28 protein-coding genes are annotated in these 25132 nt (G+C 28.9%); all 28 read left to right on the forward strand.

The window, feature by feature from the left end; genetic code table 11:
• Nucleotides 1–5 precede the first annotated feature (5 nt).
• Nucleotides 6–1160 carry a stage III sporulation protein AE gene (gene spoIIIAE / locus CLOTH_RS01110; RefSeq protein WP_079410357.1) on the forward strand — a complete coding sequence of 385 codons (1155 nt, stop codon included), beginning with the start codon at nucleotides 6–8 and terminating at the stop codon, nucleotides 1158–1160.
• 10 nt (nucleotides 1161–1170) lie between these two features.
• The gene (locus CLOTH_RS01115) at nucleotides 1171–1731 is read left to right on the forward strand and encodes a stage III sporulation protein AF (protein ID WP_079410359.1); all 561 of its coding nucleotides are present in this window, start codon (nucleotides 1171–1173) and stop codon (nucleotides 1729–1731) included.
• Between the two features lie 14 nt (nucleotides 1732–1745).
• Entirely contained in the window at nucleotides 1746–2309 is a 564-nt protein-coding gene (gene spoIIIAG / locus CLOTH_RS01120; protein WP_079410361.1) for a stage III sporulation protein AG, read from the forward strand.
• Nucleotides 2310–2328: 19 nt separating this feature from the next.
• The gene (locus CLOTH_RS01125; RefSeq protein ID WP_079410363.1) at nucleotides 2329–3009 is read left to right on the forward strand and encodes a SpoIIIAH-like family protein; all 681 of its coding nucleotides are present in this window, start codon (nucleotides 2329–2331) and stop codon (nucleotides 3007–3009) included.
• 61 nt (nucleotides 3010–3070) lie between these two features.
• The gene (locus CLOTH_RS01130; protein WP_079410365.1) at nucleotides 3071–3439 is read left to right on the forward strand and encodes an Asp23/Gls24 family envelope stress response protein; all 369 of its coding nucleotides are present in this window, start codon (nucleotides 3071–3073) and stop codon (nucleotides 3437–3439) included.
• Nucleotides 3440–3504: 65 nt separating this feature from the next.
• A complete protein-coding gene (nusB, locus tag CLOTH_RS01135; RefSeq protein WP_079410367.1) occupies nucleotides 3505–3909 on the forward strand; it encodes a transcription antitermination factor NusB in 405 nt (134 codons plus the stop codon).
• A complete protein-coding gene (locus CLOTH_RS01140) occupies nucleotides 3893–4855 on the forward strand; it encodes an O-sialoglycoprotein endopeptidase (protein ID WP_079410369.1) in 963 nt (320 codons plus the stop codon). The genes nusB and CLOTH_RS01140 overlap by 17 nt, the downstream gene beginning before the upstream one ends.
• Before the next feature lies 1 nt (nucleotide 4856).
• Nucleotides 4857–6065, forward strand: a complete 1209-nt coding sequence (gene xseA, locus CLOTH_RS01145; protein WP_079410371.1) for an exodeoxyribonuclease VII large subunit — start codon at nucleotides 4857–4859, stop codon at nucleotides 6063–6065.
• 4 nt (nucleotides 6066–6069) lie between these two features.
• A complete protein-coding gene (gene xseB / locus CLOTH_RS01150; RefSeq protein ID WP_079410373.1) occupies nucleotides 6070–6288 on the forward strand; it encodes an exodeoxyribonuclease VII small subunit in 219 nt (72 codons plus the stop codon).
• A gap of 1 nt (nucleotide 6289) precedes the next feature.
• Nucleotides 6290–7180 (forward strand): polyprenyl synthetase family protein, encoded by an 891-nt coding sequence (locus tag CLOTH_RS01155; RefSeq protein ID WP_079410375.1) that lies wholly within the window; start codon nucleotides 6290–6292, stop codon nucleotides 7178–7180.
• 17 nt (nucleotides 7181–7197) lie between these two features.
• On the forward strand, nucleotides 7198–7647 hold the full coding sequence (locus CLOTH_RS01160; protein WP_079410377.1) for a divergent PAP2 family protein: 450 nt from the start codon (nucleotides 7198–7200) through the stop codon (nucleotides 7645–7647).
• A 172-nt stretch (nucleotides 7648–7819) separates the two neighbouring features.
• Entirely contained in the window at nucleotides 7820–9676 is a 1857-nt protein-coding gene (gene dxs / locus CLOTH_RS01165; protein ID WP_079410379.1) for a 1-deoxy-D-xylulose-5-phosphate synthase, read from the forward strand.
• A 17-nt stretch (nucleotides 9677–9693) separates the two neighbouring features.
• Nucleotides 9694–10494: a TlyA family RNA methyltransferase gene (locus tag CLOTH_RS01170; RefSeq protein WP_331721952.1), complete on the forward strand. Its 801-nt coding sequence runs from the start codon at nucleotides 9694–9696 to the stop codon at nucleotides 10492–10494.
• Between the two features lie 14 nt (nucleotides 10495–10508).
• Nucleotides 10509–10955, forward strand: coding sequence for an arginine repressor (locus tag CLOTH_RS01175; protein ID WP_079410381.1), 447 nt, complete (start codon nucleotides 10509–10511; stop codon nucleotides 10953–10955).
• Nucleotides 10956–10970: 15 nt separating this feature from the next.
• Nucleotides 10971–12650 (forward strand): DNA repair protein RecN, encoded by a 1680-nt coding sequence (gene recN, locus CLOTH_RS01180; protein WP_079410383.1) that lies wholly within the window; start codon nucleotides 10971–10973, stop codon nucleotides 12648–12650.
• Nucleotides 12651–12771: 121 nt separating this feature from the next.
• Nucleotides 12772–13785, forward strand: a complete 1014-nt coding sequence (gene spoIVB / locus CLOTH_RS01185) for a SpoIVB peptidase (RefSeq protein WP_158080431.1) — start codon at nucleotides 12772–12774, stop codon at nucleotides 13783–13785.
• A gap of 100 nt (nucleotides 13786–13885) precedes the next feature.
• Complete coding sequence (spo0A, locus tag CLOTH_RS01190; RefSeq protein ID WP_079410387.1) at nucleotides 13886–14698, forward strand: sporulation transcription factor Spo0A; 813 nt, start codon at nucleotides 13886–13888, stop codon at nucleotides 14696–14698.
• A 153-nt stretch (nucleotides 14699–14851) separates the two neighbouring features.
• Nucleotides 14852–16195, forward strand: coding sequence for a CCA tRNA nucleotidyltransferase (locus CLOTH_RS01195; protein ID WP_079410389.1), 1344 nt, complete (start codon nucleotides 14852–14854; stop codon nucleotides 16193–16195).
• A 127-nt stretch (nucleotides 16196–16322) separates the two neighbouring features.
• Entirely contained in the window at nucleotides 16323–17444 is a 1122-nt protein-coding gene (gene steA, locus CLOTH_RS01200; protein ID WP_079410391.1) for a putative cytokinetic ring protein SteA, read from the forward strand.
• A gap of 12 nt (nucleotides 17445–17456) precedes the next feature.
• The gene (locus tag CLOTH_RS01205) at nucleotides 17457–18323 is read left to right on the forward strand and encodes a copper transporter (protein WP_079410393.1); all 867 of its coding nucleotides are present in this window, start codon (nucleotides 17457–17459) and stop codon (nucleotides 18321–18323) included.
• 14 nt (nucleotides 18324–18337) lie between these two features.
• The gene (locus CLOTH_RS01210) at nucleotides 18338–19021 is read left to right on the forward strand and encodes a glycosyltransferase family 2 protein (protein WP_079410395.1); all 684 of its coding nucleotides are present in this window, start codon (nucleotides 18338–18340) and stop codon (nucleotides 19019–19021) included.
• A 4-nt stretch (nucleotides 19022–19025) separates the two neighbouring features.
• The gene (locus CLOTH_RS01215) at nucleotides 19026–19823 is read left to right on the forward strand and encodes an MraY family glycosyltransferase (RefSeq protein ID WP_331721953.1); all 798 of its coding nucleotides are present in this window, start codon (nucleotides 19026–19028) and stop codon (nucleotides 19821–19823) included.
• Nucleotides 19824–19836: 13 nt separating this feature from the next.
• A complete protein-coding gene (locus tag CLOTH_RS01220; protein WP_079410397.1) occupies nucleotides 19837–20910 on the forward strand; it encodes a DUF3866 family protein in 1074 nt (357 codons plus the stop codon).
• Nucleotides 20907–21437, forward strand: a complete 531-nt coding sequence (locus tag CLOTH_RS01225) for an NUDIX hydrolase (RefSeq protein ID WP_079410399.1) — start codon at nucleotides 20907–20909, stop codon at nucleotides 21435–21437. Before CLOTH_RS01220 ends, CLOTH_RS01225 begins: the two co-directional genes overlap by 4 nt.
• A 67-nt stretch (nucleotides 21438–21504) precedes the next feature.
• The gene (locus CLOTH_RS01230) at nucleotides 21505–22125 is read left to right on the forward strand and encodes a stage II sporulation protein M (RefSeq protein WP_079410401.1); all 621 of its coding nucleotides are present in this window, start codon (nucleotides 21505–21507) and stop codon (nucleotides 22123–22125) included.
• A 14-nt stretch (nucleotides 22126–22139) separates the two neighbouring features.
• Complete coding sequence (locus CLOTH_RS01235) at nucleotides 22140–23024, forward strand: tyrosine-type recombinase/integrase (protein WP_079410403.1); 885 nt, start codon at nucleotides 22140–22142, stop codon at nucleotides 23022–23024.
• 115 nt (nucleotides 23025–23139) lie between these two features.
• The gene (locus CLOTH_RS01240; RefSeq protein WP_079410405.1) at nucleotides 23140–24309 is read left to right on the forward strand and encodes a phosphopentomutase; all 1170 of its coding nucleotides are present in this window, start codon (nucleotides 23140–23142) and stop codon (nucleotides 24307–24309) included.
• 12 nt (nucleotides 24310–24321) lie between these two features.
• Nucleotides 24322–25131 (forward strand): purine-nucleoside phosphorylase, encoded by an 810-nt coding sequence (locus tag CLOTH_RS01245; protein ID WP_079410407.1) that lies wholly within the window; start codon nucleotides 24322–24324, stop codon nucleotides 25129–25131.
• Nucleotide 25132 lies beyond the last annotated feature (1 nt).

Here is a 25132-nt window from a genome sequence, read left to right on the forward strand (position 1 = left end):
CACTTATGAAAAAGATAGTGTTACTAACTACGATTATATTTATATTGATGGGTAGCACCATATATGGTGATGACAACAAAAGCATTGGAGTTGATGATTACATCGAAAAACAGCTAAGTTCAATGCAAATATGGAAGTTAGAAGAATACTTTAGAAATGAAGAAATCTTAAATGATGTAAATCTGAAGACATTTATAGTAGATGTTGTAAGAGGTAAGAGAAATATATTTGATTTAATAAATAAAGAAGCGTTAACTACATATTTATTTAAAGAGCTAAGAACAAATTTGAAAATTTTTATATCTATATTAGTTCTTTCAATGATATCTTCAATTCTCAAAAACCTTGATAATTCATTTTCATCTGGGACAATAAGTAAGATATCAAACTATACAATATTTTTAATAATAGTATCTCTCACTTTCATTGGATATAAGGAAGTTTTGAGTATATGTAAAGGCACCATAGAAAGCATGGTAGCATTTATGGAAATAGCAATTCCAATAGAAATAGCACTATTAGTCACATTAGGATTTCCAATTACTTCAGCAGTATTAAATCCAATATTCTTAGGAGGAATTGCATTTATAACTCTTATATTCAAAAGGTTTATAGTAATTAGTATGACATTAGCCTTTTCTCTTTTGATAATGAACAGCATATCAAAACATATTAAGCTTAAAAGGTTATTCTCTTTCATAAAGCAGATGAATATATTCACCATAGGAACTGTACTTACAGTGTATTTAGGAATAATATCTATTCAAGGATTGTACATAACATCTTTCGATAAACTATCTATGAAAACAGTTAAATTTGCAGTAGGGAATTTTATTCCGATAGTAGGTAACTTTGTTTCAGACTCAATAGATATAGTACTATCTTCTTCATATGTACTAAAAAGCGTGCTAGGATCTGTAGGATTATTAATTTTAGTGGGTATATGCCTAACTCCAATAATAAAAATAATATCAATATTATTAGTATATAAACTTGCATCAATAGTAATAGAACCAATTGCTGATGAGAGTATATCTGAATACCTAAATGAGATAGGGAACTTAATGGCAATAGCACTAGCTGCATTGATAGCAACAGCAATAATATTTTTTATAACAATAGCGATCCTAGCTTCTATAGGAAATGTAACAAAGTTATAAGGAGGATTTTATGGACATAATAAAAGTTTGGATAAGTACTATTTTGATAGGAGCCTTTATAGTTAATGTTATAGAATTAATACTTCCATCTGGAAACTTAAAGCCGTATGTTAATTTAGTTTTGAGTTTTATGTTTATATTCATAATAATAACTCCTATTTCTAACTTTTTTAGCAAAGACATACCCTTAGAAGATAAGATACTTCAAAAATATAGTGACTTTCAATATAAATACCATCAAAGTGCAGCAACTTTAAATAATGTAAATCTTAAAGAAATAGAAACTAATTATTTTAACTACCTTAAAGAAACTTTAAACATAAAACTTAAAGATCATGGTTATGAGGTAGACAATATAGAAATCAAGGATAACGAGGTTAAGAACCTTACAATTAGGGAAATAAAATTTAAAGAAAATAGTAATAATGAAAGTAATGAAGAAATAAAATTAAAGGAGAATGAAAGTTATAAAGAAGCATTTAAAAGTAAAGAAAGTCCAAATGAGGACAATTTAAAAAATGAACTAAATCAGATTTTTAAAATATCTGTTGAAAAAATTAAAATAAACTAATGTGAGGGATATGTATGGAAAAGAAAAATTTAAATAAAAATAAAATATACAATATTCTAGCTATAATACTAATTTCGGCTATATTATTAATAGCAATTTCAGATATTTTTCCTAGAAAATCTGGCGATACTCCTTCAAATGCCAAGTTAGTAATAAAAGATGAAATAAGTAAAGTACCTTCAACAAAAGAAGAACAACTTGAAGCTAGGCTAGAACAAATACTATCTAACATAGATGGAGTTGGAAATGTAAAGGTTATGATAACATTTGAAACAGGTGGAGAAGTTATGCCAGGGTTTAACACAGTAGAATCAAGAGAAACTAGTGAAGAAAATGATTCAAGTGGAGGAACTAGAGTTATAACAACTCAAAATATAACACAAACTATAGTTACACAAAATACAAACCAAGGAAATGAACCTATCTTACTGAAAAGAATAGAACCAGAGATAAAAGGAGTTATCGTTGTAGCGGAAGGAGCTGAAAATGTATATGTAAAAGAGAAACTATTCAATGCAGTTAGAACTGTTTTGCAAGTGCCAGGACATAAAGTAGAAGTATATTCTAAAAAAATATAAAAACAGGGGGAATGTAATCATGAAATCTATCAAAAATTTCCTAGGAGGAAGAAATTTTGTTGTATTTACTCTAGTAATGATGTTAATTTTAGTTGGAACAATCAACTACAATCTAAGCAAAAGATCATTACTTGAAACATCTAATGAATTAAGAGAATACGAAAAAAGCATGATGGAAAATTTCAAAGAAGATATAGCTGTTGTTGAAGAAGGCGAAGAAATAGGAGAAGGTGTTACAACTGAGGACATTCAAATTGTAGATAGTAATAAAAGCGAAATAGAAGAGAAAGTAGCACAAACTAGTGCAAATATAGCTCAAGAATTAACTTCTAAAGAAAACATGGAAAAAACTACATACTTTGTAGATATGAAGCTTAATAGAGAAAGACAAAGGGGAGAATTAATGGAAGAATTAGATAGAATAATAAGCAATCCATCTTCAAGTGAAAAAGGTAGAGAAGAAGCTTTAAATTACAAATTAGAATTAATAAAATTCAGAGAAGCTGAAGGAAATATAGAAAATTTACTAACAACTAGAGGATACGACAATCCAATAGTATATTTAAGTGAAAATATGGCAAACATCGTAATAAACAAGGAAACTTTAGATACTCAAGATATAGCTAAAATATCAGATATAGTTATGACTGAGACAAATTTAACTTTAGATAAAATAAGAATAATGAACAGCAAAAGATAGTTTGTAAAATACATTTCCATTTGTTATAATTAACATATGAAAAGTTTTAGGGGGTGCATCAATGGAAAATAGAGAGTATGGCAACATAAAGATATCTGAAGATGTTATAGCAACTATCGCAAGCCTAGCAGCTTCTGAAATAGATGGAGTAGCATCTATGAGTGGAGGCATCACTGGAAACATAACTGAAATCTTAGGTAAGAAGAATTTATCTAAAGGTGTGAAAGTTGTAGTTAATGAAGATGAGGTATTTATAGATTTATTTGTATTAATTGAATACGGATTTGTTATACCTGACGTTGCTTGGAAAATTCAAGAAAATATAAAAAATACAGTAGAAACGATGGCTGGACTTAAAGTATCTGAAGTAAACGTTCATATCCAAGGAGTTAATTTCAAAAAAGAAAAAACTGAAGAAAATAATCAGTAAATAAATTTAACCCTCTGATAAGTCAGAGGGTTAGTTTTGTGTAATAGTACTTAGGAGGTATAAAGATGAGCAGAAGAATAGGTAGAGAATTATGTATGAAATTATTTTATCAGCTAGAGGTAAACAAGGATTTTGGTAAGGAAAATATAGATAAGTTCATAGAAGAACACTCTCATGAGAATTTTGATAAGGAATATATACTTGAAGTTGCCAATAAGTTCATAGAAAATAATGAGTATATAGACAGTTTGATACAAAAACATTCTACTAGATGGAAATTAAATAGAATAGCTAAAGTAGATTTGAGTATATTAAGACTTGCTATAACGGAAATTCTATATATAGAGAATATTCCATTTAAAGTATCTATAAATGAAGCTTTAGAGCTTGCAAAAATATACTCAGATAATGACTCGGCACCATTTATCAACGGCTTATTAGGAAGTGTTGTAGATGAAATCGAAAAATAGAATAGTTCTAGGAGTAGATACAAGCTGCTATACAACATCTATAGCAGCTGTTAGTTTAGATAAGGAGATATTAGTAAGTCAAAAAATTCAACTTAAAGTACAGCAAGGAAATAAAGGACTTAGACAGTCAGATGCAGTATATCAGCATGTAAATAATTTAGGTGAAATATTTTCTATTTTAAGAGCATATAGAGAAGAATATGAAATAAAAGCTATATGTGTATCTACAAAGCCTAGACCATTAGAAAGCTCTTATATGCCAGTTTTTAATGCAGGGTATAAATTTGCAAAAGCAATATCAGATATAATGGATATTCCTTTATATGAAAGTACTCATCAAGAAGGACATATAGAGGCAGGTTATATAGATACCAATATGAATGAAAATAAATTCATATGTGTGCATATATCTGGAGGTACTACAGAAATATTATTAGCAAAAAGGGAAAATGCTAAATATAATCTTGAGATAATAGGAGAAAGTAAGGATATAAGTGCCGGGCAACTTATTGATAGAGTAGGAGTAAAATTGGGATACCCATTTCCAGCAGGCAAATATATAGATGAGAATGCTATAAATTTTAAGGAGAATATTAATGATATAAAAATATCATCAAGTGAAGGATATATAAATTTTTCAGGTGTAGAAACTAAAATTTATGATATTATAAAAGAATATCCTAAAGAATATATATGTAAATTGACATTAGAATGCATAAACAAATCATTACTAAAATCATTAATATATTTATGTAACAAGCACTATGTAAATAAAGTATTATTCGTAGGAGGAGTATCTTCAAGTAGATACATATCATCAGTGTTAAAGGATAGCCTTAATAAACATAATATATCTTCTTACTGGACAAGGCCTGAATATGCTACTGACAACGCTGTTGGAGTTGCGCTGATAGGTGCTCAAAGTATACTTTGTGGAGTTGAGTAAAATGAAACTTAAAGCTCTTTCTGTAACTGAGGCAAATGCATATATAAAGAGAATACTAGTAAATGATCCTATATTGTATAACTTGAAATTAAAGGGTGAGATATCAAATTACAAAATGCATAGTAGTGGTAATGCGTACTTTTCTCTTAAAGATTCAAATTGTAAAATAAACTGTATAATGTTTAAAGGTAAAAATGCAAATAATATAAAATTAGAAGATGGAATGAGTGTAATAGCATCTGGATATATATCTATATATGAAAAAGATGGAGCGTATCAATTCTATATAAATTCATTAGAAGTTGAAGGATTAGGGAATTTATATGTCGAATTTATTAGATTAAAGGAGAAACTCGAAAATGAGGGTCTCTTTGATAAATCTTTGAAGAAAGATATACCTAAAATATCTAACAATATAGGGGTAATAACATCGCCAACTGGAGCTGTTATAAGAGATATAATAAATGTAATAAGTAGAAGATATCCAAAAGTCAACATTAAATTATATCCTGTTTCTGTACAAGGTCAAAAATCTCCAGATGAAGTAGTGAAAGCTATAAACTTTTTCAACAAGTATAATAATGTAGATATGATAATTCTAGCAAGAGGTGGAGGGTCTATAGAAGAACTGTGGTCGTTTAATGATGAGAAAGTAGCAAGAAGTATATTTAGCTCAAACATTCCTATAATATCAGCTATAGGACATGAAACTGACTTTACAATTGCTGACTTTGTATCAGACCTTAGGGCACCAACACCATCAGCTGCCGCAGAGGTTAGCGTACCATCATTAGTTGATATAAAATATAGTCTTGAAACTATAAAACATAGATTAGAAAAAATCTTAAAGGGAAACATAGATAATAGCAGATTTAAGTTAGATAGTATCAAAAAAAGATTAGATCTTACACATCCTACGTACATAATAAGAGAAAAAAGAATATTACTAGATAGTATAAATGAAAGTATAGAAAGAATAGCACAAAGAAATATAAAACTTAGAAAAGATGATCTAAGACTCATAGGAAAAAATTTATATAATCTAAACCCTTTAGCTATAATGGATAGAGGATATACACTTGTCAAAAAAGAAAATACATTAATTAAAGATCCAAATGTTTTAAATTCTGGAGACAAAATAAATATAGTATTCAAAAATGGAGATATAGATTGTATAGTAGATACTATAAATACAAATAAAGAGGTATGATGCTATGACTTATGAAAAAGCATACAAAAAGTTAGAAGAAATACTTGAAAAATTAGAAGAAGGTACATCTTCTTTAGATGAATCACTAAAACTTTATGAAGAAGGTATAGCTCTTTATAGGCATTGTACGAAACTATTAGATTCAGCTGAAATGAAGATAACAAAGATAATAGAAAAAGATGATACTTTTGAAGAAATTGATTTTACCTTTGAGGAGGAGTAATATGCACTTTAAAGATGAGCTAAATAAAAGAAAAGGTTATTTTGAAAATAAAATGCAAGATTACATACCTGAGGTTGTAGGATATCAAAAAACTTTATTTGAATCTATGAAGTATAGCTTAGATGCAGGTGGTAAAAGATTAAGGCCAGTACTTATGATGGAAAGCTGCAAATTAGTAGGTGGAAATATAGATGATGTTATGCCTTTTGCAAGTGCTATAGAAATGATACATACATATTCTCTTATACATGATGACCTTCCTTGCATGGATGATGATGATTTAAGAAGAGGAAAACTTACAAATCACAAAGTATTCGGAGAAGGAATGGCAGTTTTAGCAGGAGATGGGCTTTTGAACTTAGCTTTTGAAATAATGACTAAAGCATCACTAGAAAATGAAAAGGAAAGTTATAAATTCTTAAAAGCTATGAATGAAATAGCAAAAGTTTCAGGTGTGTATGGAATGATAGGGGGACAAGCTGTAGATTTAGAGTGTGAAAATAAAAAAGTAGACAAGGATGTTTTAGATTTTATACATATGAATAAAACATCAGCAATGATAATAGGAGCTATGAGATGTGGAGCTATAATTGGAGGAGCAAGTGAAAAGCAGCTAGAAAATATAACAAATTATGCTAGATGTATAGGGCTAGGATTTCAGATAGTAGATGATATACTTGATATAGTAGGAGATCAATCTAAGCTTGGAAAGAATATCGGGAGTGACGTAGAAAATAATAAATCTACATATCCATCTTTATTTGGACTAGAAACCTCAAAGCAAATGGCTATAGATTTGATAAAAGAAGCTAAAAGCTCGATAGCATCTTTTGAATCTAAGGCAGAATTTTTAAATAATTTAGCAGATTATATAGTGAGTAGGGACTGTTAGCTAAAGGAGGACTGAGAGTGGTTTTTATTGACGAAATTTCGAGAAATGAAGTGTTTATAGCTTGTATAACGGCTTGGTTTGTAGCACAACTTCTAAAAGTTATATTAACACTAATCTTTGAAAACAGAGTAGATGTTTCTAGATTTGTAGGTTCTGGTGGGATGCCTAGTTCTCACTCATCGATAGTAACAAGCTTAACCACTGCTGTTGGATTGAAAAGAGGATATAGTTCTGTAGAATTTGCTATATCATTAGTTCTTGCATTAATTGTTATGTATGATGCAGCCGGAGTTAGGAGAGCAGTTGGAAAACAAGCACAAATATTAAATACTATGATAGAAGATATACATGCTCACAAAAAAGATGTATTCACTGAAGAAAGACTTAAGGAGCTTGTTGGGCATACTCCAATAGAAGTTTTAGCTGGTGCTTTACTTGGAATTATAATAGCTAATATAATGATTTAATATATAATATACACCTTAGGCTAGTAGAAAAATACTATTAGCTAAGGTTTGTATTATATGAATATATATATATGTATCCTAGTAAATAACACTAGGGTATATTTATATGTATTTTGATTACAATTGATAATATATAGAACTTAGAATATATATTAGAAAGAGAGATGAAGTAATGTATAAATATTTAGATCATATAAATACTCCACAGGACATAAAAAAACTTAATATACAGGAATTAAATGTTTTGTCTAATGAAATAAGAAAATTTCTGGTTAAGTCAGTATCGAAAACTGGTGGGCATTTAGCTCCAAATCTAGGAGTAGTAGAGCTTACACTAGCACTTCATTATGTATTCCAAAGTCCAAAAGATAAGCTTATCTGGGATGTTGGGCATCAATCTTATGTTCACAAGATAATAACTGGAAGAAAAGATAAATTTCACACATTAAGACAGTTCAATGGAATAAGCGGATTTCCAAAAAAGAGCGAAAGCATCCACGATATATTTGACACAGGTCATAGTAGTACTTCAATATCTACAGGACTTGGACTTGCACTAGCAAGAGATATAAAAAAGGAAGACAATCATGTTATTTCTATAATAGGGGACGGAGCCTTAACTGGTGGTATGGCTTTTGAGGCATTAAACCATTTAGGACATGTCAAAACAAATATGATAGTTATATTAAATGATAATGAAATGTCTATATCAAAAAACGTTGGAAGTATATCAAACTACTTATTTGACATTAGGACAAATAAAGCGTACAAAAAGATAAAGGATGAATTTGAGCACATAACAAGCTACATACCTAAAATAGGAAAGACATTTTATAGAACTGCTGGTAAGGTTAAAGATACTGTGAAATACTTTATGATACCAGGTGCACTATTTGAAGAAATGGGAATAAAGTATTTTGGTCCAATAGATGGACATAATTTAGATGAACTTATAAATGTACTTAAAAGTATAAAGAAGCTAGAAGGACCAGTACTTGTTCATGTTGTTACTAAAAAGGGAAAAGGATATAGATTTGCAGAAGAACATCCAGATAAATATCATGGAGTTAGTCCATTTAGAGTAGATAAAGGTATAACTGAAAGTCAAAGTATCTCATATTCTAATACAGCTGGAAACAAATTGCTAGAACTTGCAAAGAAAGATGATAGAGTTATAGCGATAACAGCAGCTATGCCATCAGGTACAGGGCTAAGTGAATTTAAAGAAGCATATCCAGAAAGATTTTTTGATGTAGGTATAGCAGAAGGACATGCAGTAACATTTGCAGCAGGTCTTGCAGCGAATGGCTTAAGACCATATTTTGCCGTATATTCTACTTTCCTACAAAGATCATACGACCAGATAATACATGATATGTGTATTCAGAATTTACCAGTAACTTTATTAATAGATAGAGCTGGTTTAGTAGGAGATGATGGTGAAACTCATCATGGGGTGTTTGATTTGAGTTACTTAAGTTCTATGCCTAACATAAAAGTAATGGCACCTAAAGATAAAAAAGAACTTGAAAAGATGATAGAATACTCTCTAAAAGTAGATTCTCCAGTTGCAATAAGATATCCAAGGGGAGAGGCTATAGTATTAGAAAGTGAAGATAGTAACTTAGATATTGAAAAGTGGGAAATCTTATCAAAAGGTGAGAATATAGCTATACTAGCTATAGGAGCTATGGTACAAAAAGCATTAGCAGCTAAAGAAATACTTCTCAATAAAGGTATAAATATAACTGTTGTGAATGGAAGATGCTTAAAACCTCTAGACCATGAAGGATTAGATGATATAATAAAATCTCATAAATGCATATTTACAGTTGAAGACAATGTATTAAGTGGTGGATTTGGAAGTCAAATAAATCTTTATTTGAATAGTGTAGGTTTTAAAGGATCTATAACTAATATAGGGTTACCAGATAAATTCATTGAACATGGAAAAGTAGATATACTTTATGATAAATACGGTCTATCATCTGAGAAGATAGCACAAAAAATCATTGAAGAAATACAGTGAAAGGGAATTTGACAAATATGAAGAAAAGATTAGACGTATTGTTAGTTGAAGGCGGGTATTTTGATAGCAGAGAAAAAGCAAGAAAGTCTATAATGGCAGGTCTTGTATTTGTAGATGGACAAAGAGTAGATAAGTCTGGAACTAATGTAGATGACAATTCAAAAATAGAAGTTAAGGGAGATGCAATCCCATATGTAAGTAGAGGTGGCCTAAAGCTTGAAAAGGCAATAAAAAACTTTGAAATAGATTTAAAGGATAAAGTATGTCTTGATATAGGTGCCTCAACAGGTGGATTTACCGATTGTATGCTTCAAAATGGAGCAAAAAAAGTATTTTCTATAGATGTTGGATACGGTCAACTTGCTTGGAAATTAAGACAAGATGATAGAGTTGTATGTATGGAAAGAACAAACATAAGGCACGTAAAACCTGAAGATATAAATGAATTAGCTGATTTTGCTTCAATAGATGTTTCGTTTATATCACTAAAATTAGTTCTTCCTAGTGTAAGGCAATTAGTTAAAGATGAAGGTTATGTAGTTGCTTTAATTAAACCTCAGTTTGAAGCTGGTAGAGAAAAAGTAGGAAAAAAGGGTGTAGTAAGAGAAAAACAAACTCATATAGAAGTAGTTCAAAATATATTAGATATCACAAATGAAATAGGATTTGAAATATTAAAGCTTGACTATTCGCCTATAAAAGGACCGGAAGGAAATATAGAGTACCTTATGTATATCAAAAAAAGTGAGAATCCTATTAAGTGTAATTATGAAGATATAGTCTTAGATGTTGTGAATAAATCTCACGAAAAACTTTAGTAGGAGGATTTAAATTGAAATTAATTAGACAAGCTAAGGTTCTTGAAATAATTAAAAACAAGGAAATAGAAACACAAGATGAACTTGCAGAAGAACTTATAAGACTTGGGTTTACTGTTACTCAAGCAACTGTTTCAAGAGACATAAAGGAGCTAAAATTAGTCAAAGTATTATCATCAAGTGGTAAATATAAATATGCACACCTTAAAAAAGATAGCAAAAATCTATCAGATATATTGATTAAGCTAATAAAAGAAGTATTGATATCTGTAGATTTTTCTGAGAATATAATTTGTCTTAAGACTATTTCAGGATCTGCACAAATAGTAGCTAGCACAATAGACTCTTTAGAAATAGAGGAAGTAATTGGAACTATAGGTGGGGTGGATACTGTATTTATATTGCTAAGAAGTAAAGATGATATAAATAAGATGATGGATAAATTTAGAAAATTATTGTAGAATAGGGGGGTTAACATGCTCCTAGAATTATATATAGAAAATTGTGCACTTGTAAAAAAAACTCGCTTAATACTAGATAATGGTCTAAACATATTAACAGGAGAAACAGGATCGGGAAAGTCTATAATAATAGATGCCTTAAACTTATGTCTAGGAGAAAGAGCTGATAAATCTTTTGTAAGAAAAGGGTCTGATAAAGGATTAGTTGAAGCTATATTTTGCATTGAAAACGAAAAAATAAAAAATGAGCTTTTAGATTATGGTATAGATTGTGAAGATGATGAAAATATAATTATAACAAGAGAAATATATATAGATGGAAAAAGTGTAAGTAGAATAAATGGAAGAAATGTTAGGCTTTCATTCCTGAAAAAAATAGCATCTTTATTGATTGATATTCATAGCCAACATGAGAATCAGTTGCTTATGAATAAAGATAAGCATCTGGAATTTTTAGATATGTATGGTGAAGAAAAGCTACACGATATAAAGTTAGACTATAAAGACATCTATAATGAGTATATTTTATTAGTTAATGATCTAAAAAAGCTTACTGAAAATAAAGATGATAAGGAAATACAAAGAGAAGTAGATCTTTTGAAATTCCAAATAAAAGAAATAGAAGATGCACAGTTAAAAGAAGAAGAGTATGATCAACTTGTAAAAGAAAGAGATATACATAGAAATAGTGAAAAAATACATAATAGTTTAAATAATTTATATAATAATTTATATGGATCTAATGTAAATGCATTTGATTTAATTTCTAAAGATTTAAAGGAATTAAGAAATCTATCTAGTTATGATGAGAAATTAGAAGACTTTTATATACAACTTGATGAAATAACGTGCAGAATAAATGATATATCAAAAGATATTAGATATTATAAAGATAATTTGGATTTTTCGCTTTCAGACCTTGACTCTATAGAAATGAGAATAGATACAATAAACAACTTAAAGAGAAAATATGGGAATACTATTGAGGAAATACTCCTATATAAAGAGAAAATAAAATTAAGATTAGAGGAAATAATAAATAGAGATGAAAATATATCAAAACTAAAACAAAAAATAGATCAAGTAAAAGAACTATTAAATGAGAAAGCTAATTTAATAACTCAGAAAAGAAAAGAAGTAGCACAGATGTTTGAACAGAATATATGCAACGAATTAGAAACTTTACATATGAAAAATGTAACGTTTAAGATAGAATTCGCTTGCAAAAGCGAATATTCAGATAGAGGGAAAGATGATGTAGAATTTTTAGTATCATTTAATCTAGGAGAAGATTTAAAACCAATTCATAAGATAGCATCAGGTGGAGAAATATCGAGATTTATGCTAGCTTTTAAGAAAATAATATCTGAAGTTGATCAAATAGGAACATTAGTATTTGATGAGATAGATACTGGAATAAGTGGCATAGCAGCTCAAATAGTAGGTGAAAAATTAAAATTAATATCAAATAAAAAGCAAATACTTTGTATAACTCACTTGCCACAAATTGCAGTAAATGGAGATGCTCACTTTCATATAGAGAAAATAATTGAAGAAGATAGAACATATACCAATATTAATAAATTAAGTAAAGATGAAAAAGTAAAAGAAATAGCCAGATTAATCGGAGGACTAAATATAACTCAAACAACAATAGAAAATGCAAAAGAAATAATAAGACTTGCAAAAGGGTAAAGATTTTATTAATCTTTACTCTCTTGTTTTTTTTGGAATTATTATAATTTTTTGATTAGCATATAAAAGACTTAATCAAGGAACATTAAACTTAAATCAAAAAATGAAGGATGTGATGACGTTGATAAAATTTACAAAAAATAAAATATTAATGTTTTTATTGTTATCGGCTTTTGCAATTTCAACGTTTGTGCAATCCAACTTAAACATTGAGGCATTAAATAGAAATAAGTTATACGTTATTCCACTTGGATATGTAGCCGGAATAAGATTAGACACAAAGGGAGTTTTAGTTATAGGTATGGATTCTGAAATTTTAAAGCAAAGAAATAGAGATTTAAAAGTTGGAGATATAATAACAAAGATAGAAGATACTGAAGTAAACAAAGCGAGTGAAATAGAGGACATTCTTAATTCCCTTAAAAAAGAATATGTAAATGTAACGTTAAAAAGAGATGGAGTATATATAGACAAAAAAGTAAAAGTATCAAAAGATGCTAGAACAAATAAATATAAAATGGGAGTATGGGTAAGAGATAGAGTTGCAGGAATAGGAACTTTAACATATTACAATCCTATAAATGGATCATTCGGTGCTTTAGGACATGGAATAACTGATGTTGATACGGGAAGATTAATAGAAATAAAAAGTGGAAAAATATATAGACCAAGTAGAATTAGAGTAAAAAAAGGTAAAATAGGATCTCCAGGAGAATTAAGTGCAGAATTTACAGATAGCGTGGTTATTGGTAACTTCGATTCTAATACAAATTTTGGTATAAAGGGAAAAATAGAAGACACATCAGACTTTATGAATTTGAAACCACTTGAAGTAGCTGAATATCATCAAGTTAAAAAAGGTAATGCATATATATTATTCCCAGATGAAAACAATAAAATAAGAAAATATGATGTAATAATAGACAAGATATTTAGTCAAAATAGTCCAGAATCTAAAAGTATGGTGATAGAAATAGTAGATAAAGATCTGATAGAGTATACCGGTGGAATAGTACAAGGAATGAGTGGAGCACCTATAATACAGGATGACAAATTAGTAGGAGCTATAACGCATGTATTTGTAAATGACCCTAAAAAAGGATATGGAATATTCGCAAAATGGATGGTAAAATAAAAAAGTTTATCAATTATTAAATATTTAAGAAGGAAACTAATTAGAAATGTCGAATTTATAATCTGTTGACAATTTAATTATTTTTAGGGGGGAATTTTAAGTGAAAGAAACTATAAAAATAGTATTGGCAGATGATAATAAAGATTTTTGCCAAATAATAAAGGAATATCTAGGAAGTGAAGATGATGTTGAAATACTAGGAATCGCTAAAGATGGGGTAGAAGCGATAGAATTAGTTGTAGAAAAACAACCAGATTTGCTGGTATTAGATATAATAATGCCACATTTAGATGGTCTTGGAGTTATAGAGAAATTAAATGAAATGAATTTAGAAAAGATGCCTAAAATAATTATTTTATCTGCAGTTGGTCAAGATAAAATAACTCAAAGAGCAATAAATTTAGGAGCAGATTATTACGTAGTTAAGCCATTTGATTTTAATGTATTTATAAATAGAATAAGAGAACTTGTTGGAACTAGAGTTATAACTCCTGTAGAAACAAATAGAAATACTGTAGAAATAAAAAACACTAAACCTAGCTTTGTTAAACCTAGTGGGAATATAGAAGCAGAGATAACGAATATAATCCACGAAATAGGAGTTCCAGCACATATAAAAGGATACTTGTATCTTAGAGAAGCTATAAAGATGGTTATAAATAATGTTGAGCTTTTAAGTGCAGTAACTAAAGAATTGTACCCTAATATAGCAAAAGAGTTCAATACAACTCCATCTAGAGTTGAAAGAGCAATAAGACATGCTATAGAAGTCGCATGGAGCAGAGGAAAAGTTGATACTATAAATCAGTTATTCGGATATACAGTTCACAACACGAAAGGAAAACCTACAAATTCAGAATTTATAGCTATGGTTTCTGATAAATTAAGATTAGAACATAAAATGGCAAAATAAATAAAAAACACTCCTAAAGGTCAAAGACTCTTAGGAGTATTTTTTTAGGTCAATGTTCAAGAAGAATCACTGCCTAATATAATATATTCTTTTAGATAAATTAGTATTACATAGTGAGGAATATTTAGTATAAAATAATCTAGAGGTGATAAAGTGAAAATAAATATTCCTAAAGAAGTAGAATATATAATCAATAAAATAGAAGAAAACGGATATGAAGCTTTTATAGTAGGAGGTTGCGTAAGAGATAGCTTGCTAGGAAAAATTCCTAATGACTTTGATATAACTACAAATGCTAATCCAAAAACCGTACTTGAGATATTTAAAGATGAAATTACAATCCCAACAGGCTTAAAGCACGGAACAATAACATTAGTTATAAACAAAAACCATTATGAAATTACAACATATAGAATAGAAGGAACATATTCAGATAATAGAAAACCTGATAAAGTAGAATACACTAATGACTTGATACAAGATTTGAAAAGGCGTGATTTTACAATAAATGCAATGGCATATAATAAAAGAATAGGTCTTGTGGATAAGTTTGATGGAAAAAAGGACTTAAAAAATAAAATAATAAGAGCTGTTGGAAACCCTGATGAAAGATTTAAAGAAGATGCACTTAGAATGCTAAGAGCAATTAGATTTTCATCTCAACTAAATTTTAATATACATAAAGACACCTTAAATGCTATATCTAAAAACGCAGAATTGATAAACAATATAAGCAGTGAAAGAATAAGAGATGAAATTAATAAAATACTTGTGTCAAATAATTCTGGAAAAATATATCTAATGCACAAAATAGGATTATTAAGACATATAATCTTAGAACTTGATGAAGGCATGAAAACCAAACAAAATAACCCTTATCATATATACAATGTAGGTATTCATACATTAAAATCCGTTAAAAATATTGAACCGATTCTACACCTTAGACTTTCTATGCTACTTCATGACATTGGAAAAGTGAAGGTTAAGACTACTGATGAAAATGGCATAGACCATTTTTACAATCACGCTAAAATTTCATCAGAAATTTCCGTGGAAATATTAAAAAGATTACATTATGACAATAATACTATAGAAAAGGTAAGACTTCTTACACTGTATCACGATAGCAAAATTCATCCAAATAAGAAATCTATAAAGAAATGGTTAAATAGAATAGGTAAAGAAAATTTGGATGATTTACTAAAAGTAAAATTAGCAGATAATCTAGCTAAAAATTCAATATGTCACGATGAGATAAAAAAAGAAATAAAAGAAATAAAAGAAATTTTGAAAAAAGTAGTAGAAAGTAATGAATGCTTTACTATAAAAGATTTAGCCATAAGTGGAAAAGATATAATGAATCTTGGATATAACCAAGGAAAAGAAATTGGAATAATATTAAATGAAATGTTAGAAATTGTAATAGATAATCCAGACTTAAATAATAAAGATTATCTTCTGAATATCATAAAAACAAAGAAGCACTTTCTTTAAAATTATACAAAGAAAGTGCTTTATTAACATGAATTGAAAATTCATAATTGTCAAAACTTATCTAAACTATGTAATTATATGCTATAATAAGTTTTGTTAATCACGAGAAATATTAGGAGGTAGCAAAATGAGAATTAAAGCTCCTATCAAAATAGATAGAAAAACAAAAAATTTAGCTAAGAGACTAACTACTGGCGATATAGCAGTTATAAATCACAGAGATATAGATGAAGTTGCGGCCAACTCTTTAGTAGAAACTAAAATCAAGGCTGTTATAAATGCTGACACATCGATAAGTGGTAGATATCCTAATAAAGGACCAGAAATACTTTCAAAGAAAAACATACTTATATTAGATAACGTAGGTAAAGAAGTATTTGAATCTTTAAAAGAAGGGGATATATTAGAAATAGTAGATAACAATATATATCTTCAAGATAAGTTAATAGGAAGTGGAGAAATCTTAGATGAAAATAAGATACAAGAAAAGCTAAAAGCATGTCATGAAAATTTATCGAATGAACTAGATAACTTCATAGACAACACTATAGAATATGCAAAAAAAGAAAAAGGATTTATACTTGGGGATTTAGAAATGCCTCACATCAAAACTAAGTTTATGGACAAACATGCATTAGTAGTGGTTAGAGGACAAAACTATAAAGAAGATTTAAGCACGATAATTTCATACATAGAAGAAGTAAAACCAGTATTAATAGGAGTAGATGGTGGAGCAGATGCTCTTTTAGAATTTGGATATACCCCTGATATGATAGTTGGAGATATGGATAGTGTAAGTGATAAGTGCTTAAAACAATGTAAAGAAATAGTTGTACATGCATACCCTGATGGCAGAGCTCCTGGACTTAAGAGAGTAAATGATTTAGGGCTTAATGCAACTGTTTTTCCTGCTCCGGGAACAAGTGAAGATATAGCAATGCTTATAGCCTACGAAAATGGTGCACAGCTTATAGTTGCTTTAGGAACCCATTCAAATATGATAGACTTTCTTGAAAAAGGAAGAAAAGGTATGGCCAGTACATTTTTAGTTAGACTAAAAATAGGATCTAAACTTATAGATGCAAAAGGTGTAAGCATGTTATATCAAAGTAGGTTAAAAATAAAATATATATGGGGTCTTATGATAGCGGCTTTATTTCCAATTCTTATAGTGGCATATCTTTCGCCTCCTATACAACAACTTATAAAGCTTATGGAAATAAAGATGAGACTGTTACTAGAATTTTAAGGAGGAATAAATATGTCTATAAATATGAAGTATTACGTAGTTACTATAAGTGCTATATTCATAGCTTTAGGGATAGGAATATTAATAGGATTTAACCTAAATACTGATGGATTAATTCAAGATCAACAAACTCAAATAATACAAAGATTAGAAGATCGATTTACTAATATAAAAAACGAAAATGAAATACTAGAAAATAAAGTTATGACTTTATCTAAAAAGAACGATAATCTTAATAAATATATAGAAAAAACATATAATTATGTTATAGAAGATAAGTTAGTAGAAAAAAATATAGGAATTATTCAAACAACAGAAGATTATTTCTATACAAATGTAAAAGAATTTATAGATTCAGCTGGAGGCAGCACTTCTTTTGAAATAATACTAAAAGATAAGATTTTAGAAAACCTAGATTTAAGTGTACTAGGAGAAGAACTTAATTTTCAACTAGCTACAAAAGAAGACTTAGTTTCATATATACTTCAATCTATATATGAAACTAAAGATTCACAAGCATTAATAGACCTTAGAGAAAAAGGCCTTATCGAGATAAAAAGCATGAATTTAGAATTTGAAAATCTAGACTGGGTAATTTTACAAGGTGGAAGCATAGTTAATAATGAAGAAAAAATAAATAGTTTTGATAAAAAAGTAATAGACTATTTTAAAAACAAGAATGTAGCTTTAGTTGGAAGTGAAAGAAGTGATGTAGAAGTATCTTATATACCTTTTTATAAAAAGTCTAGAATTTCAACTGTAGACAATATAGACGAAGTTACAGGTAAAATATCACTAATAATGATTTTAGACGGAGTTAAAGGTCATTTTGGATTAAAGGAAACTGCTACAGATTTTATGCCATTTGAAGTAAGATAACTGGAGGAAACAATATGGATAAATATATAAGCATAGTAATGCCTGCATATAATGAAGAAAGCAGAATAAAAGATACTCTAGATGGATTAAAAGATATAAGTTATATAAATGAAGTAATAGTTGTAGATGATGGTTCTTCTGATAAAACTTTTGAAATAGCGTCATCATATCCGTTTGTGAAAGCACATAAGTTAGAAAAAAACATGGGAAAAGGATACGCTTTAAACTATGGACTTAAATACGCTATTGAAAAGTCAGATATAATAGGATTTCTAGATGCAGACTTAGGGCTTACATCAAAAGAAGTCGAAAAATTAATAACTCCTATACTGAATGAAAATATAGATGTAACTATAGCAAAATTTCCAAAGGCCAAGAGAAAAGGTGGAGTAGGATTAGTCAAAAAGCTAGCTAAAAATGGAGTTAAATACCTAACAGGTAAAGAAATTGAAAGTAGTCTGTCAGGACAAAGAGTATTCAAAAAAGAAGTATTAATGGAATTTGATAAAATACCTTTTGGATATGGTGTTGAAGTTGGAATGACAATAGATATACTACGAAAAGGATATAGTGTTAAAGAAGTCCTAGTTAATATGACACACAATGAAACAGGAAGAAACTTAAAGGGATTTATTCATAGAGGTAAACAATTTTATCATATAGCTCTTATATTAGGAGAAAAAATATTAAGGAGGTAAGAGTTTGATATATATAGTGTTTATTATAGGATTGCTTGGAACACTGTTTATTATTCCATATTTTAAAGATATGTTGATAGAAAGCAACATTGTAAGAAAAAACTATCTAAATAATGAAATTCCTGTATCTATGGGGATAGTTTTTTTACCAATGTTAGTTATAAATGCTATAGTAATAAGGTATTTCTACACAAATAATTATATATACATATATTTATTTGGAATAATATCTATGGCGTTTATAGGAATAATAGACGATTTGATAGGAAGTAGAAATGTGACTGGATTAAAAGGGCATTTAAAAAGTTTACTAAGTGGAAAGCTAACTACAGGAGGATTTAAAGCTTTATTTGGTGGGTTCGTAGCTTTATTTATATCTGTTAGTATATCAAAAGATATAGTTGATATATTTGTAAATACATTATTAATAGCACTTTTTACTAATCTAATAAATTTATTAGATCTACGACCAGGTAGAGCTATAAAAGGATATACACTTGTAGCATTATTATTATTTATAAATATAAAAGGATATGATAGAGTACTCATTATTTCATTACTATCAAGTGTATTAGCTTACTTTAAGGAAGATATAAAGGCAAAAGCTATGATGGGAGATGCAGGATCTAATGTTCTTGGCATATCACTTGGAATAATTGCTGCTAATAATTTTGATATTCAAATTAGATCTATTATATTAATTTTATTAATAGGTATTCATATACTAACTGAAAAGTATTCTCTTACAAAAATAATAGAGAGCAACAAGGTATTAAATTATTTAGATAAACTTGGAAGATAAAGAGGTTATATTAATGATAAGCAAAAGAATTGGAGTAGTAGAATCTATAATAACAAATAGTGAAGATATAGATGAAATAAAAGTAAAAATAGGGGAAAGAGTAGACAAAGCAATAAACTATCCTAAGATTACAGGAAGTGTAAATGTAGGTGATGAAGTATTATTAAATACAAGTGCTATAGAACTTAATCTTGGAACAGGGGGGTCTCACTTTGTAATTGCAAACCTAAACAATCTAGAAAGTAATATGACAGATGGTGGGCATATAATGAAATTGAGATATACTCCACTTCAGGTAAAGACATTTGCTGCAGAAGAACAAGAAAGTATACATCATAACAAAATAAACAATTTTAAGTCGCTAAATAACCTTCCTGTAGCTGTTGGAACTTTACATAGTATGCTATCTCCTTTTGTAGCTGTTGCTAAAAGATTAGATCCTAGCAAGAAAATAGCATACATAATGACAGATGGTGCAGCACTTCCTATCTACCTAAGTAAAAACGTGAAAGAACTTAAAGATAAAAAACTGATAGATGCTACTATAACTATAGGAAATGCATTTGGTGGAGATTATGAATGTGTAAATATATACACAGCTTTGATAGTAGCAAAAGAAGTAATAAAAGCAGATATTGTGTTTGTATCTATGGGTCCTGGAATTGTAGGGACTGGAACAAAATATGGATTTTCAGGAATTGAACAAGGATATATATTAGATGCTGTTGTAAGTTTAGGAGGAAAAGCTATAGCAATTCCTAGAATAAGCTTTGCAGATAAAAGAGATAGGCACATTGGAATTAGCCACCATTCAATTACTGTACTAAAAGATATAGTAAAATCTAGAGTTACAATCCCTATAAATGTTCAAGATGAATATAAGAAAAAGCGTATAATTTCACAGATTGAAGATAGTAATATACATTGTCTGCATGATGTAACTTTTGTTCAAAATGATATAACTAAAGATTCATTAGATTATTTTGATTTGAAAGTTAAGAGCATGGGCAGAGGATACCATGAAGACGAAGAATTTTTTAAGTCTTCAGGTGGAGCTGCCACATATATATTGGAGGGGTTAATATGATTTTAGAAGAAAAGACCTTAAGCTCAGAGAAAATATATAATGGAAAAATTATAAATTTAAGAATAGATACTGTAGAACTTCCAGATCACAAATATCAAAAAAGAGAAATAGTAGAACATCCAGGGGCTGTAGCTATTTTACCTATAACAGATAATAATGAAATTATAATGATAAAACAATATAGAAAGACTGTAGAGGAAGTGCTTTGGGAATTACCCGCTGGTAAATTAGAAGTGGGTGAAGACCCTAAAAAGTGTGCAATAAGAGAACTGAAGGAAGAAACTGGATACTCAGCACAGAAAATAGAACTACTAAACATATTTTACACATCTCCAGGTTTTTCTGATGAGAAGATGTATCTATATCTAGCTAAAGAACTGAATGAAGGAAATCCCACTCCTGATGAAGATGAATACGTAGAAATATATAAAGTAAAAATAGAAGAAGCACTAAAAATGATAGAAGATGGAAAGATTAAAGATAGCAAAACTATAGTAGGAATACTACTTTCAAAAGAATTAATATAAATTTGTAATATGCCCCTTCTTTATGACATAAAATTATGTAAAGTCAAAATAAGAAGGGGGTTTTACTTTGAGAAAAATAAATGGTTTTTCAAGCTTTAAATTTAATTACAAAATATTTGTAGTATTTATAATATTTATACTAACTCTAGGAGTGAGTAGTGGAGTATACCTAAACAAGATATATCCAGAGAGTATAAATTCAATTACAGAGTACATATCTAGGACAAGTAATTACTATAGTAATACTGATTATAGTGTTTTTGAGCTTGTATTTTTAAATCTAAAAAATGACTTTTTGTATTTATCTTCATTATTTATATTATCACTAGGAGTAATTACATGGCCGTTAACATTTTTAGCTATATTTTTAAAAGGTCTTTCAATAGGATTTACAATAAATACTCTGGTATTAGGATTTAATCCTGGATATATTAAAATAATATTTTTAATACTAGTAAAAAATATAGTAATAATACCACTTTCTATAGTAATAATGATAATTACGTTTAGTTACGTATTAGAGTTTTTATCAAACTTCAAATTATTTAGGAAATTTAAGAATAACAACCATATGAAAAGACTAATAGTAAAGTGTAGTGTAAACACTATGAGTGTTGTTGTTCCAACTGTTTTAATTCAAAGTATATTAAATGCAGTATCTATATTTTTACTACAGAGAATTTTTTAATAGGAGAGCAAAATATGGAAGATAATATAATACATAAATATACAGACTATATACAAAAAGAAAGAAATCTTTCTGATAATACGATTAATTCATATAGTGTAGACTTAAAAAAATATTTAGAATATCTACGAAAAGAAAACATAAATATATATGATGTAACTGAAAATGATATATTTAGTTTTTTGATTTATTTAGAAAAAAGCAATATATCCACATCCACAATATCAAGAATGATATCTTCTATTAAGTCTTTTTATGACTTTTTGTTTTTAAGCAAACTTATAGACGCAAATCCAACTGCTAAATTAAAAAAGCCAAAAGTCACTAGAGATAAAATAGAAATACTCACAGAAGAAGAAATAGAAAAAATGTTAAACTCTCCTAATTTATCTACAGCAAAAGGAATGCGAGATAAGGCTATTTTAGAAACACTGTATGGTACTGGAATGAAAGTAAGTGAGTTAATAAAGCTAGACATTGATGATTTGAACCTAAATATGGAATACTTAATATGTACATCCTCTAAGACAAGCAGAACTATTCCTCTGTCTAATATAACTCAAAAATATATAATTAAATACTTAGAAGATGCAAGAGAAAAGATAGTAAAAAATAGCGATCAAAGAGCACTTTTTGTGAACTCAAAAGGAGAAAGATTTACAAGACAAGGATTATGGAAGTTGATAAAGAGTTACACAAATGATAATGAAATAAATAAAAATGTAACTCCTACAATGTTAAGGCACTCATTTGCAATTCACTTATTAAAAAACGGAGCAGATATGAGTATAGTAAACAGGCTTTTAGGAAATACGAATTTATCAAGCCTTCAAGCTTACTTAATTCATATGGATAAAAATATTAGAGAAGAGTTTAGACAAAAACATCCAAGAATTTAAAAAATATAATTTTAAATTGAATTAAAGGGTATAATTATAATTGAAAAAAAATTATAAGAGTGTTATAATCAAAATATTTCCTGCGAAAAATATCGAAAATAGGAGGAATACACAAATGAAAAGAGCAGTAGTAATAGTTATGGATAGTATAGGAATAGGGGAATTGCCAGATAGTGAAAAGTTTGGAGATAAGGGAGTTAACACTTTAGGAAATATAATAAAAAGCTCTAAAGATATAAAGATACCAAATTTAATCAAACTTGGTATAGGAAATATAGACGGATTTGATGCAATAGAAAGTATAGATAGTCCTATAGGAGCTTTTGGAAAGTGTGCTGAAGTGTCTCAAGGAAAAGATACTACTACTGGACATTGGGAAATGGTTGGATTACTTGTTGAAAGCCCGTTCAAAACATTCCCAGATGGATTTCCAACTGAAATAATTCAAGAATTTGAAAGAAAAACAGGAAGAAAAGTAATTGGTAACAAACCAGCTTCTGGTACTGCAATACTAGACGAATTAGGTAAAGAGCATATGGAAACGGGAAATGTTATTGTATATACTTCTGCAGACAGTGTTTTCCAAATAGCTGCACATGAAGAAGTTGTACCATTAGATGAACTGTATGAAATGTGTAAAATAGCAAGGGACATGCTTATGGGAGATAACGCTGTTGCCAGAGTAATAGCAAGACCTTTCGTTGGAGAAGAAGGAAACTTTACGAGAACTTCTAATAGAAGAGATTTTTCTTTAGATCCATATGATGCTACAATACTTAATAATATAAAAGATGCAGGATTAGATGTAATAGGAGTTGGAAAAATAGAAGACATATTTAACGGAAATGGTATAACTGAAGCTGTTCATACAAAAGATAATATGGACGGTATAAACAAAACAATAGAATACATAAATAAAGACAACAAGGGATTAATATTCACTAATTTAGTTGACTTTGACTCAAAATACGGACATAGAAGAGATGTAGAAGGATATAAAAAAGCTATTGAAGAACTAGATTCTAAAATTCCAGAAATAATAGATAGTTTAAAGGAAGACGATATCTTAATTTTAACAGCAGATCATGGAAATGACCCTACGTACAAGGGAACTGATCATACTAGAGAATATGTACCTGTTCTTGTTTATGGAAAAGGTGTAAAAGCAGGTGCAAATATAGGTATAAGAAAAAGCTTTGCAGACATAGGTGCAACAGTAACTGACATACTAAATGTCAAAATGCCTAAGGCTGGAGAAAGCTTCAAAAATATAATATTAAAATAGGAGGATATACAAATGGAAAAAATAATGCAAGCAGCACAATTTATAGAATCAAAACTTGAAAATAAACCGGAAATAGGATTGATATTAGGATCAGGTCTTGGAGTATTAGGTGATGAAATAGAAAATCCAACTATAATAAAGTATGAAGAAATTCCAAACTTTCCAGTATCTACAGTAGAAGGACATGCAGGACAACTTGTAATAGGAAAATTAGAAGGAAAATACGTAATAGCTATGCAAGGAAGATTCCACTACTATGAGGGATATACAATGCAAGAAGCTACATTCCCAGTAAGAGTTATGAAAGCTTTAGGTGTTGAAACTATAGTAGTAACTAATGCTGCAGGTGGAGTAAACAAATCATTTACGCCTGGAGATTTAATGATTATAACTGATCATATAAACTTTGGAGGAAACAATCCACTTATTGGACCAAACGACAATAAATTAGGAGTAAGATTTCCTGATATGTCAAAAGCTTATACGCCAAGTCTTGTAGATCTTTCAAAAGATGCAGCTAAAGAGTTAGGAATAGATGTAAAAGAAGGAGTTTATGCATTCATGACAGGTCCAAGCTATGAAACACCAGCTGAAATCAGAATGCTTGATAGAATAGGAGCAGATGCTGTAGGAATGTCAACAGTTCCAGAAGTTATAGTAGCTTCACATGCTAGCATGAAAGTTATAGGTATTTCATGCATAACAAATATGGCAGCTGGAATACTAGATCAACCTTTAAATCATGAAGAAGTTATAGAGACAACTCAAATGGCTAAAGAAAAGTTTATAAAGTTGGTGAAAAAAATAGTTAACAAAATCTAGG

The organism is Alkalithermobacter paradoxus (assembly GCA_002029295.1).
Lineage (GTDB): Bacteria > Bacillota > Clostridia > Peptostreptococcales > Peptostreptococcaceae > Alkalithermobacter > Alkalithermobacter paradoxus.